The organism is Chryseobacterium sp. JUb7, from assembly GCF_024806495.1.
Classification (GTDB): domain Bacteria; phylum Bacteroidota; class Bacteroidia; order Flavobacteriales; family Weeksellaceae; genus Chryseobacterium.
This window is the reverse complement of sequence record NZ_JANUFF010000018.1, coordinates 1-13,599: the sequence shown is the minus strand read 5'-3', so window position 1 is coordinate 13,599 and position 13,599 is coordinate 1. Positions and strand designations below refer to the sequence as shown.

The window sequence follows — 13,599 nt, the reverse complement described above, 5'->3', positions numbered from 1 at the left end:
ATTTCTAAACGCAATGTTTCAATTCAACTTTGTACATTATTTTTAGAAAGCAAAGGCAAATAAATTTGCTTCGCGAAGCTTGAAAACACAGCTTCATCCAATCAACTTATTGTAATAACTGTTATCTTATTTTGACAAGGCAAAACAAAATAGAATTATATACAATGAACTCATCTCGACTTTATTTTTGAAACTTTCTAATGGCAATCACAATAAAAACTAAATAATTGAATCCTATCCAGCTTGTAATCCAACAAATCTGACTTGCAGTTTGTAATAAGAGTTTCAGGAACTCTGAATCCGCACTGTTTAGCCAGATTTAAATCAAACAACTTATCATGTTGGTTTTCCTCCAAATAACCTCCGAAATATTTTATATGTTTTTTACAAATTTTTTCATAAGATTTATTAATAATATCATTTTCACTTAAAAAATAATAACTGATTTTTGTGTCTTTCAATTCTGTAGGCAAAAATAATTGACAGCTTCTACGATGATAAATGACTAGTTCCTCTGAAAAATTTAAATTTTCTGAATTACTTACACGAAGAGATATCTTTTTAAATTCATTATTGTTTACCCTTTCAAAATCTGCTTTTTTAGAGATTAAATACTCTATGATTTCATCACTTGAAGTGTCATTGTCTTTTGTAATAATAATTATCTTCATTTTTTATTACTTAAGAGCTGTAAAAAATCTTTAAAATTAATTTTAACAGTTTGAGCTTTTAAAAATGAGATAAAATTAGAATTACCGTCACCAAAACGATTTACAAAAGAGGACTCTAAATTATATTCATGGTTATCAAGTGAAAATAATCTAACCAACACTTCATCATTCAACGAGCTTAAGCCTATCTGTTTTCTATTAATTTCTATTTCTTCAATATTTCTTTTCTCCTCATCATTTCTATTTATTTTATAAATACTTTTACTAATAAAACAACACTCTTGACCAATCTCAAAAAGAGGAAAATAGTCATAATTGCTTTTTTTCGTATGTAAACCATCAATTATATGAACAAAATTTTTATTTTTAATCTTTCCTTCTTTTAATGCTTGATATAAAATTGGTTCAAAATCAACAACTCTATTCTCTTTGGCTTGCTGTTGGTGAAGAATTATAATTAAGTATTTCAGAAATAAGTTTGCTTTAGATGGGTCTTCAGCTCCAATTTCATATTCTCCGATAAATCCATTTTTGGAAATTATGTCATTTAACATTTGGGCATTTAGACTATCATTCTTTCTGACTTTATTTTTATTAAACTCTGATACTGGTCTGTATTTTTGGTCTTCTATAAAAAGGCTATCTAATTTGGCTTTTAAAGCTAAATCAATAGTGTTACTGCATTGATTTTTGCCTATTAATTTTTTATTTTTCTTCAAAAATGTATTAAAGGAATCTGATGATTTTAAATTTTCAAAATTAGCTCCTAGGCATTTTAGTTTTTTATAATCGTCTATACTTTTATTGTTATTTAATTTTTGGTTTATTAGAAAACTATTATAAATATCTGATGAAAACGGTTTATCAAAGCTTCTAAATGCTTTTTCATAATATTCAGAAGCTTCTTTATTTTTATCCTGTATAAGGCTTTGCTCTGCTAAATTAATATATCGATAGTAGGACTTCAAGCTCTCAGGAAGCTCAAAATTATTTGATTGGCATTTAACAATCAATGATATTAACAAACATATTAGAAGAGTTGTTTTTTTCATGAAATAAATTTATAAAAAACTCGGTTTGAATAGAGGTCTATTCATAACCGAGAATATTAATTTGTTTAGAAATTATTTTCCTCCACATTGCCCGTGAGAATCAGGACCATAATCTGTATATGACCCATAATCACAGTCTGATGTAGGGCCAAATAAAATAACAAACATATTTTCTGTTTTTAAAACAATTATTTTACATTATTTCTACCAACTCTACTTTTTACACATTTCAAGAATTTTAACTAGAATGTGAAGACCCAATTTAAAAACTGAAACCAGCTTTTACATGTAGTTCTTTAAAATTTCTCTTGCTGATATTCTTAGTTTTCCCAACTGTGAGTAAAGTATTTTCGAAATATCTTTTACAGCTTCTCTAGCAACTTGGTTTATACTCTTCCAAAATACTTTCTTAGAAAAGCACCAACTTCATAATCATTCCCAGTTTTTAAAATCTGTCCCTTGTAAAGAACTTTATATTCGTTTTCTGCTATTTTTTTACAGATAGTCCTTTTTTAACGATGAACCTGTTTAAACTGAGTTGCAAAAAAAATTAGCAATTTAGAGTTGCAAAAAAAGAACTAAAATCTGGAACTCATAAGCAAAGGAAAACGAGGCTTTTCTACGAGATTTGATTTAGAAAAAATCTTTAAACTTATTATCAAACGATTGAAAACAGACTGTCAATGGCGTGAGTTAAGCCTGAAAGAATACTTTTCAAACGAAACAATAAGTTGGCAATTAATTTATTATTACTTCAATAAATGGTGTAAGGATGGTTCTTTCAGACGAATTTGGATTTCTCTTCTTGGTCATAATAAAAGGGAATTGGACCTTTCCGGTGTGCAAATGGATGGAAGCCATACCCGTAGCAGAACGGGAGGCGAATCGGTAGGATATCAGGGAAGAAAATCATCCGGGACAACCAATTGTATTTCCCTTTGTGACAACCAAGGACAGATGCTTTCAATGGGAAAACCAATAGGCGGAGAACATCATGATCTGTATAATATTGAAGAAACTTTGGATGATATTCTCGGTGTTCTTCATGATGCTGATATAGATTGTAAAGGATTGTTTCTCAATGCAGATTCTGGTTTCGACAGTAAAAAATTCAGAAATATTCTGGTGCAGAAAGAAATAATAGGGAATATTAAAGAGAATCCTCGAAATGGGGATACAAAACACGAAAGGTATTTTGATAATATACTGTATAAAAGAAGGTTCAAAATAGAAAAGCAAATGTTTTCCAACCTAAATACAAAAAATTACATCATTAAATAAAATACAATAGATTCTGTCGTTGCCTAGAATCATACTCGTAAAGGCAATAAAAACCAGCACATTATGAAAATAAATTTCAAAAATATTTTTGCAGGGAAAAACAAAATTGCTTATGTTTGTAAACAGAATAACACAAAAACACAGAAAGATGAAAAAAAAATACACTATCAAATAAGTGCATAATCTAATGTACTATCTGAAGATGACTCTTCAGCAATTTTTCAAAAAATAGAAATTTAAAAATAATCATCTTACTTTCATCAACAGAAAGTTGGAGCTTACTGTTTTTTGAAAAATTTCATTTATAAAAATACAAAAGAATAATACAAATATGAAAAAACTCTACATGAGTGCATTTACAATATGCACGATCTTGGGCTACGCTCAGGAAGTAGTCTGGCAGAAGGATATTAAATCCTCAACACAGAATTTTCTAAGTCAGGTTACTACAACAATTGATCAGCAGTATCTTATCACAGGTAGTTCGATCCAATCCAAAAAGCTTTCTACAGAAAATAAGCAAAACATGGGCTACGACCTCCATTTGGTTAAACTCAATCAACAAGGCGAAGAGGTATGGGAAAAATATTTTTCAGGTCAAAATCATGATTTTCTATCTGCAACCGTAGCAACACAGGATGGTGGATTTTTAGCAGCAGCAACTTCTTACAGCGGAAAAGGTCTGGATAAAAAAGAGGATTCAAAAGGAGGAAGTGACATCTGGTTGATTCGTTTGAATGAATTTGGAGATGAGCTTTGGCAGAAAACGTTGGGAAGTTCTTCTGATGAAGAAACACGAGCTGTGATACAAACTACTGATCTAGGATTTTTTGTAGCCGGAAATGTTCAGAATTCAGCTAAAGGTTATGGTTCTAAGGATATTTTAATTATCAAATTAGACAAGAATGGAAAAGAATTATCCCAATTAATTTTAGGAGGAAAAGGATTAGATGAGGTTGAAAAAATGATTCCTACGAAAGATGGTGGTGCTTTGTTAGGGATCTATTCCAGAAGCAGTGCCAGAGGTTCAAAGAAAACTGAAAACTTCGGCGAAGGAGATTATTGGATTATTAAACTTTCCAAAGACGGAAAAGTTGAATGGGAAAAGAATTTCGGTGGAAAAGCTGATGATCATTTGAGAACATTAGCTTTAACTTCGACAGGATTTTTAATTGGTGGTGAAAGTCGTTCTGAACGTTCAGGAAATAAAACTGTTGGAATTAAAGAAGGAACTGATCTTTGGTTGATTTCTTTGAATGAAAGAGGCGATGAAATCTGGCAGAAATCCTACAATTTTAAAAACAGAGATGTTTTAATGGGAATGAGTATTCTACACGGTTCTGATGATAAAACTTCAAAAGAAATTCTATTGGGAGGCTATACTCAGGCAGAAGAAAGAATTGAAAGTGATGACGAGAAATTCTGGATGTTGTATTTAGATGAAAATGGCAATGAACAATGGAGAAAGCATGTAAAAGGAGAATCCAGTAAGAAAGAAGAAAGATTATCTGATATAAAATTAAACCGTGACGGATCGATCATTTTAGCAGGAACAAGTGCTGAGGAGCTTGGAAAGGAGAATTGGAAAATCATTAAGCTTGGAGACAGGCAAATAGATCAGCTAATTGTAAAGCAAGACATTAAGATCTATCCTAATCCGGTTTCAGATTATGCTTATGTGGAGATAGGGTTTGAGGGTTTGAGAGAGGGAGCGTTTGAGGCAGAGATCAACCTTTACGACATGAGCGGACGACAATTGCAAAATTTGAAAACTAAAAACAAGATAACCAAAGTCAATACTCAGAGTTTGATTCAGGGAGCTTATTTGGTGACTATAAAAACTAACACGAATAAAACGGCTAATGCCAAATTGATTAAGAAATAAAACATAAATATTCATGAAAAAAACAATTGCAGCAATTTTTATAATTGCTACACAAATGTATTCTGCGCAACAGGCAACCGAAATGCAGAATAATAAATATAATCTGACCATAAAATCTCCTGATGCCAGTCAATTATCAAAGCATATTGATATCCCGACTACAACCCACACGGGAACAGTAGGAATAGATATTCCTATTTATAATATTAAGATTGATAATTATAGCCTGCCGATTTCATTAAAATACCATGCATCCGGTGTGAAAGTGAAAGAAATTGCTTCAAAAGTAGGTCTTGGCTGGTCGCTATCAATAGGGGGGATTTCTATGTCTAAGCAGATAATAGCTAATGAAGATAAAGGTTATATTCCTGCTATCAACCAAGCAGACGGGGCTTTTCAGCCAAATGATAGAACTTCTTCAGATTTTAGTTTTGCATCTCAAATTATGGGTTTTGATGCCTCAGATCCATCAAATACGTATAATCATTTAGGACAGAAAAGAGATACTCAACCGGATATTTTTTCGTACTCAATACCTGGAAGCTCAGGAGATTTTTATCTTGACAGTACAGGATCACCCATAAAAATTGGAGAAACAAGCGTTAAAATCAGCAAGCCTTATCCATTTATTTTAACGGATGATTCAGGGAATATATACTATTTTTCTATAGCTAATGAAATGAGAACAGTTGGAGGCGCATTACCAACAATTGAAAATATTGTTAGTACAGATTTTAAGATAGATAAAATTGTCCTTCCTAATGGAAAAGAAATTAAGTTTGAATATTTGTCGACTCCTTCATATAAGTATCTAAGTAGTTATTATAAAGGATTTAGCTATCCTTTACAATGTCAAACATCAACTGACGGAGTTGTGGCAAATACTGACTACAATGAATATGCCTCTTTAACGGAAGTCTTACGAGAGAAATACCTGGATAAAATTATTTATCCTGATGGTTATACTCTTTTCACATACAGTAATAATAGACAGGACATTCTTGGAGGTCTTGCATTAGAGAATATTTCGGTATATGACAATAGTAATAAATTGATAGCCAATCAACAACTTAATAAGAGTTATTTCACAACAGATGATACTAAAAATATTGGAGGTTATACAAATCATACTGATGCACTTACAAAAAGGTTAAAACTAAATGAAGTAAAAAATACGTTCGATAACTCTTCGTATAAATTGACCTATTATGAAGGTAATCTTCTTCCCAACAGACTTTCTGATGCTACAGATTTCGTGGGGTATTCTAATGGCAAATCTAATAATTTAGGAATACCATATGTAGCTCTTGATGATGATATTTATGGTTGGGGTGATGATAAGAATCCAGATATTAATTTTGCCGTTTCTGGCAGTTTAAAAGAACTTATATATCCTACAGGAGGAAAAATGGGAATTGAATATGAATTGGATGATTTTGATTCAAGCTATTTTCCTACTGAAACCAATATAGTACAGCAGGAACATATGATTGACTCAAACTATACAGAAAGTATTATCAATGTAAACACAAGTGCCAACAGAGTATCTTTTAAGGTCAATTTCACCAGTAATGCCAATCCTCTCAATGATGGCTCTAATACTCTTCCTGATATTAACCAGCCTTATTTTATAGCTGAAATATTAGATAATTCAAATATAGTATTAAAAACCATTATTTTTAATGGAGATTATGAATTCTTATTGGATAAAAAGCCTTCTTATAAATTGAGAATAAGGAAACATAAAAATCCTTCAGCAGATAAATATGCTTCTTTTACTGTTAAGTTTTTTGAAAAAACAGTAGTTCCTAATACAAATATCAACAAATCTGTAGGTGGTATAAGAGTAAAGAAAATTGTTAAACAAGAAAATGTAAATAATGTTATAGAGGAGAGATTTTCATATAAAGATGAAAATGGACTTTCTACTGGCGTATATATGGGAGATCCTATCAATTACTATTATTTTGCCTCATCTCCTCATGGTTATTGGGGCGAAACATGTAGAAGGCTAATTATTAGTAACTCAGGAAACTTTAACCTTTCCACAATTAATGGAAAGCCAACTGTTTATAATAAAGTGATAACCGAAAGAGTAGATGTAAATAATCTTAATACAAAATGGAAAACAGTTGATACCTATTATAATGCACCTTCCACAAATGCGTACAATAGTGAAACTCCTTTTCAGACTTTTGTAAATAATCAATTTGCGAGAGGGCTTTTACTTACAAAAGAAATTTTCGATTCAAATAATAATTTGATAAAAAAAACAGAGAATGAATATTCTCCCGATAATTATTTTAATCAAAAATCCAGTGACTATTTAAGTATGTTCCCTGATGTTACAATACGTCCTTACCAAATGAAAATTACAAAAATAGTTAAAGAACCATGCTTTCTTATTCCTAATTGTTTTATTCACGTTCCAACATTTGAGTTTACCCGTTATGAGATTACTTCAAGTTGGATGAAGCTGAAGATGCAAAAAAAAACAAACTATTTTAATAATCAAAATATAGTTGAAACAACCAATTACTTTTATAATTCAGAGCATAAACATCTTAATCCTATATCTCTCGATGTAGAGTCTTCTGATGGTACAGTAAATAAAACCTCTTATAGCTACGCTCATGAAAAAGGCAATCAGCTGATGATTGATAAAAACATGACAGGCATTCCGCTAGAAACCATCGTCTTACAAAAACAAAATTCTAATGATGCTGGGAAAATATTATCAAAAACAGATACAGTTTATCCGACATCATTGCCAACAGCGCAATCTGGAAATTTAATATTGCCATTATCTGCATTATCATATGACCTCCAAAATGGAACAACTGCATCTACAGAAATAACCTATGATAAATACGATTCCAATGGTAATTTACAGCAGTACACCACCAAAGATGGTGTTTCTACAACAATCATTTGGGGTTATAACAATACCCAACCTATTGCAAAAATAGAGGGAGCAAAACTATCTGATATTCAACAGTCATTCATTGACAGTATTGTTAATGCATCCAATACCGATGCTTTAGCAGCTTCAAATAATGACGAGACCTCATTTTTATCTGTATTAAATATTTTTAAAAATAATTTACCAAATTATCAGGTGAGTACTTATACTTACGATCCACTAATTGGGGTAAGAAGCATTACTCCACCATCAGGAATCAGAGAGGTATATATCTATGATACTGCCAACAGGTTAAAGGAAATCAGAGAAAATGATGCAACAGGAAAATTGTTGAAAGAATTTAAATACAACTACAAAAACTAACACACAATGAAAAAAATATTAATCCCGATTGGCGCTTTGCTTGTCACGAGTTTAGCCCATGCTCAGCTCTCGCCCACGGAGAACTATGTATATTCAAAAAAATATTTATCAGACCCTACACTTCCAAATCCTAAAGCCTCAGAAACCGTTCAGTATTTTGACGGCTTAGGACGACCAAAACAGGTAGTGAATGTAAAAGCATCACCGTTAGGAAGAGATGTGGTAACTCATATCGAATATGATGGTTTTGGAAGACAGGTTAAAGATTATCTTCCTGTTCCACAATCTCAGACCTTAAACGGAGCTATTGTTCCAACTCCATTGGCAAATGCTTCTGCATCGTATGGATCAGAAAAAATCTATGCAGAAAAAGTACTGGAAAACTCCCCGTTAGACAGAGTTCAGCAGCAAATTCAGCTGGGAACGGATTGGGCTAATAAACCCGTAAAATTTGATTATGATGCCAATATTACGGGTGAGGTTATTAAGTATACCACTACGACAACATGGGAAAACAATGCAACTAAATCTACCATTAATTATGGAGGGAATTACGGAGCCAACCAACTATACAAAAACACCGTAACCGATGAAGACGGAAATAAAACTATTGAGTTTAAAAACGGTCAGGGACAGGTTGTATTAGTCAGAAAAATCAAAGGCACAGAAAATGTTGATACTTATTATGTATACAATGAGTATAATCAGCTGGCATGGGTTATTCCCCCTTTATTATCTAAAAAACAGACATGGAATTTGAGTGATCAACAGGCTCTTGCTTACGAATACCGATATGACGGAAGAGGAAGATTGGTAGAAAAGAAATTGCCGGGCAAAGGCTGGGAATATATGGTGTATGACAAAGCAGACAGGCTGATCCTTACTCAGGATGCCAACCTAAAAGCTCAAAACAAATGGCTGATCACTAAATATGATCAATTGGGAAGACCCGCATATACAGGATTTTTGACCGGTGGAGAAAGAGCTGCAAGACAAAACGAGATCAAAGATCTGATTATTACCGAAAGTAGAAATACAACAGGCTTTAACAGAAGCGCAACAACCATTTATTATACAGATAATGCCTTTGCAGGTGAAATACCCACGATACTGAGCGTTAACTATTATGATACTTACCCAAATTACAGTTTTAATCCAACTTTTCCAACCGATATTTTCGGATCTACTTTAACGGATAATCCTACAGCTACAGGTAAAAGCACTAAAGGACTTCCTGTAATGAGTCTGGTTAAAAACATTGAAGATGATAGCTGGACAAAGAATTATTCATATTATGATACCCGAGGAAGAGCTGTCGGAACATATTCTATTAATCATTTGGGAGGGTTTACCGAAACAAAATTTGAGTTTGATTTTGCGGGTATGCCTAAGCAAAGCATTACCCGTCACAAAAGATTAAATACGGATACTGAAAGAATAATCACTGAAACGTTTACTTATGATCATCAAAACAGATTACTCGTTCATAAACATAAAGTAGATAACAATACAGAAGAAATCTTAGCTCAGAATAAATACAATGAGCTTTCTCAATTAGAATCTAAAAAAGTTGGTGGGATTAATGTTGCAACGCCACTTCAAACCATTGATTATGCCTACAATATCAGAGGGTGGATGACTCAGATTAATAATCCTGCAAACTTAGGAACTGATTTGTTTGGATATAAAATCAATTACAATACAGTTCAAGGTTTGGAAATTCCAAATTCAGATTTTCCAGATCTAAAAGTAAAACCAAAATACAATGGTAATATTGCAGAAGTATCTTGGAGAACTTTAACTCAAGAAAATGATCCTTTAAAAAGATATGGATATTCGTATGATGTTTTAAACAGACTTTCAGCAGGTTTTTATCAAAAAGAAGGAAATGAGTCGGCAGGAGAATATTTTGAAAAACTAGATTATGATTTGAATGGAAATATCTCGAGATTAAAAAGATCTGAAGGTGCTTTACAGGGAACCAACATCGCAATGGTTGTTGATAATCTTAAATATGATTATATTGGAAATAGACTGACAAAAGTAACTGATGAACAGCTCAATCCGTCAGGTTATCCTTTGGGAGGAAATGATATCTCCTACGATGATAATGGTAATATGACAACTCACAATGATAAAGGTATCTCTTCTATTCAATATAATTATTTAAATTTACCAAAACAGATTACCCAGAACTCTAAAGTAACAAATACTACTTACAGAGCAGACGGAGTGAAAGTAAAGAAGCTCTTTGGAGATATAGAAACAGATTATTTGGGTGGGTTTCAGTATAAATCTACGTTTTCACAAGAATCATGGAATGGCATTGGAACTTATATTCCTGATCCAAATGAAGTTCCTGTGATAAAACTGCGAATTATTCCTACTTCGGAAGGATATTATGATGCACTTCTTGGAAAGTACATTTATAATTTTACGGATCATTTAGGAAATATAAGGTTGAGTTATTCAGATGCTAATAAAGACGGAGTTATCCAGCCGAGGGACTACTCTTATCTTCAATGTGGAGGAAAAAAAGGCTGTACCACAATTTGGAGTCCAGGAGAAATTGTGGAAATCAATAATTATTATCCTTTTGGAATGTTACATAATTATACTGCAACTAATAACAATGCATACCAATACAAGTACAACGGGAAAGAACTTCAGGAAACCGGAATGTACAGTTATGGCTGGAGAGAATATATGCCAGATATCGCTCGCTGGATACAAACCGATCCATTAATAAATGATCATGATTTCACATTTAATCCAAATGAAATTGATGAAGATGACGGTGAAGCTTCAAATATATCAGCAGGTATAATTCTTTCTAATGGAGGAGGCATTTTTAATACTAATAATTTGAATCCTTATGCTTATGGATATAATAATCCTATTAAATTTGATGATCCAGATGGTAGATGTCCGAATTGTTTAACAGCAATAGGAGGTGCTTTAATTGGTGGAGGTTTAGAATTGGGAGGACAGCTTTTATCAGGAAAATCTTTGAATGAAGTAGATTGGGCCGATGTTGGGGTAGAAACACTTAAAGGAGGTTTGATTGGTTCTGGTGTTGGTGCTGGTGCTGCTCTGGCAATAGAAACAGGCTCGGTTGTAACTAAAGCATCTATTGATTATTCCGCTAAAGATGGTAATCAAAATATACTAAATGGCAAAAAGAGTTTAGGAAAAGCGGCTGCAGATGGAATAATGGATGTCGCAGCAGGCCAGGCCGGAAAAGTCGCCGCTAAAGGTTTAAATCGTGCGGCTAGTAAAGCTTTAACAAAAGCAACAACAGCAGAAACAAAAGCTGCAACAGTTTTAGCGCGAACTACAAATACATTTAATAGGGTTACTAACAATGGAACTAATATCTATGGGTCTAGAGCACTAGTAGCACAAAAAAGAATGGGAATCGCACAAAGCGGAGTTAAATTTGCCAGAAAAAATACTGCTGCTGCAAAACTTGTTAAAACAGCTGTTAAAAATGGAGAAGTAGTTAATAAAGCTGCTCAGAATTCGATTTCAGATAAAATAAAATCATTTTTTGGAATTAATTAATCAATTAATGAAAGATAAAATAAAAATTTTTAGCATTTTAGCTTTACTAATGCTTGGTATATATTACTTAGCAACGACTTTACGTAAAAATGAATTAAAAAATGTTGAATTTATAAATAAAGATTTCAAAATTATAAATGGGGTTGTAACAAGAAAATCTGTACAAAAAGGAAATCATTTATGGGTAAAATATATTGTTGATAAAAAAGAATATATTGAATCGGATGGTTTTAGTGAGTCCCAAAGATTTAATGTTGGAGATAGCGTGAAAGTAAAGTATTCAACAAGTAAGCCTAAATTAATGATAACACAATTTAATGAACATTTTTAAAACAATATAATGAAAAATATATTTAAAATTTCACTTATTTTCTTTTCAACAATCTTGTATTCAAAAGATTTCAAAGGAGAAATAACTTATTCTAATACATATAAAAGTAAGAATAATCAACTAAGTAATGAGCAATTAAGCCTAATGCTAGGAACAACTCAAAATTATTTTACCCAAAACGGAAATTATAAATCAACAACAAATGGAAAATTGGTTCCGTGGCAACTTTACTTAAATAAAGAAAATAAACTCTATAATAAAATGTCTAATTCAGAAACAATTTATTGGAATGATTGTAGTATTCAAGGAGACAATGTTTTAAAAGTTGAAATAAATAAAAATGTTGCAACAGTATTAAATATGCAGTGTGATGAAATAATCTTAACATGTACAAGTGGAATTCAGAAATATTATTTCAACTCTAAACTTTTTGTTAATCCTAATTTTTTTAAAAATCATAAACTTGGAAATTGGTTTGATTATATTTCCAAAGCCAAAGCTTTCCCATTAAAAATGGTTATAGAAAACAAACAGTTTGAAATGACAAGTATTGCTACTAAAATAGAAACTAAAGAACTTTCAAATTCATTCTTTGATCTTCCAAAAGAGGCAAAAATTGAGAAGAGTAAATGATACAGGAACCAAAAAAAACTTTTAAAGTTGCATTTCCTTGATTCCACAAAGTCTATGACTTTGAAACCACCGCCATTTTTGCGGTGGTTTATGGTAAAAAACTAGAAAATATAAGAGTGAGTTTCGCATGGAATAGAGTTAGTAAAAGTAGTGAGGTAAGCGAAGTCGAATATGACGTACACTAAAATATGACAGGATGGTATTTAATATCAAATCTCTATAATGAAAAATATGGAATCTCTTTTAGTAGAACATTTAGAAAAACACATCGGTATAATATCTAGAGGAGCAGATATTGTTGATAAAAAGTATAATATAACAATTTCAATATATGATAATATTCCTTTTGAAGATATTAGAACATATTCTACACTTGGAATGAATCGCTATTTTATTGATTACTATTATGAATTTATTTTTGTCTCTATGGCAAAATATGATAAAGATGAAATAGCTTCATTTCTAACAAGTTTTGCAGAATATTTGATTGACAATAAAAAAAGAGTACTTCATGGTGATGTCATATCATTTAGTTTCACGATGACTTCTGAAACAAAAATGAATTCATTATATTTTACTCTACCTTTTTATTTTGATGATAACTTATCACAATTGCGATTAGAAGATAAAACAGTAATTTTTCCATTAATAATACCTGTTTATCAAGAAGAAGCAGAACTAATAAGAGAAAAAGGATGGAGTTCTTTTGAGAATTTTTTAGAAGAAAATGAAATAAATGATTTGTGGGATCTAGAGAGAGATAAATATTCTTGGTAAACAAATACTACTTTGAGTTTATAGTGACTAGTCCTAAAATAGGTTTACAAGTTATCAATTACAATATTAATCCGGAAGATGTTAATTTTCCGGATTTTTTATGCATTGTTTCCGGGGTT

The 13,599-nt window shown here is 31.7% G+C and carries 9 protein-coding genes; 7 read left to right on the top strand and 2 right to left on the bottom strand.

Annotated features, from left to right (window positions below):
* Positions 1–197: 197 nt before the first annotated feature.
* Positions 198–671: a hypothetical protein gene (locus tag M2373_RS21335; RefSeq protein ID WP_259113348.1), complete on the bottom strand. Its 474-nt coding sequence runs from the start codon at positions 669–671 to the stop codon at positions 198–200.
* Positions 668–1,723 carry a hypothetical protein gene (locus M2373_RS21330; protein ID WP_259113346.1) on the bottom strand — a complete coding sequence of 352 codons (1,056 nt, stop codon included), beginning with the start codon at positions 1,721–1,723 and terminating at the stop codon, positions 668–670. The genes M2373_RS21335 and M2373_RS21330 overlap by 4 nt, the downstream gene beginning before the upstream one ends.
* A gap of 585 nt (positions 1,724–2,308) precedes the next feature.
* Here M2373_RS21330 and M2373_RS21325 point away from each other — a divergent pair.
* The 7 genes from M2373_RS21325 (at position 2,309) to M2373_RS21295 (ending at position 13,480) form a co-directional block, all read left to right on the top strand.
* Complete coding sequence (locus M2373_RS21325; RefSeq protein ID WP_310468833.1) at positions 2,309–3,004, top strand: transposase; 696 nt, start codon at positions 2,309–2,311, stop codon at positions 3,002–3,004.
* 331 nt (positions 3,005–3,335) lie between these two features.
* Complete coding sequence (locus tag M2373_RS21320) at positions 3,336–4,889, top strand: T9SS type A sorting domain-containing protein (RefSeq protein WP_259113343.1); 1,554 nt, start codon at positions 3,336–3,338, stop codon at positions 4,887–4,889.
* A 13-nt stretch (positions 4,890–4,902) separates the two neighbouring features.
* The gene (locus M2373_RS21315; RefSeq protein ID WP_259113341.1) at positions 4,903–8,175 is read left to right on the top strand and encodes a hypothetical protein; all 3,273 of its coding nucleotides are present in this window, start codon (positions 4,903–4,905) and stop codon (positions 8,173–8,175) included.
* Between the two features lie 6 nt (positions 8,176–8,181).
* The gene (locus tag M2373_RS21310; protein WP_259113340.1) at positions 8,182–11,739 is read left to right on the top strand and encodes an RHS repeat-associated core domain-containing protein; all 3,558 of its coding nucleotides are present in this window, start codon (positions 8,182–8,184) and stop codon (positions 11,737–11,739) included.
* Positions 11,740–11,746: 7 nt separating this feature from the next.
* Positions 11,747–12,070: a hypothetical protein gene (locus M2373_RS21305; RefSeq protein WP_259113338.1), complete on the top strand. Its 324-nt coding sequence runs from the start codon at positions 11,747–11,749 to the stop codon at positions 12,068–12,070.
* A 9-nt stretch (positions 12,071–12,079) separates the two neighbouring features.
* Complete coding sequence (locus M2373_RS21300) at positions 12,080–12,703, top strand: hypothetical protein (RefSeq protein WP_259113337.1); 624 nt, start codon at positions 12,080–12,082, stop codon at positions 12,701–12,703.
* 222 nt (positions 12,704–12,925) lie between these two features.
* Positions 12,926–13,480 (top strand): suppressor of fused domain protein, encoded by a 555-nt coding sequence (locus M2373_RS21295; protein ID WP_259113335.1) that lies wholly within the window; start codon positions 12,926–12,928, stop codon positions 13,478–13,480.
* The last annotated feature ends 119 nt before the right edge of the window (positions 13,481–13,599 follow it).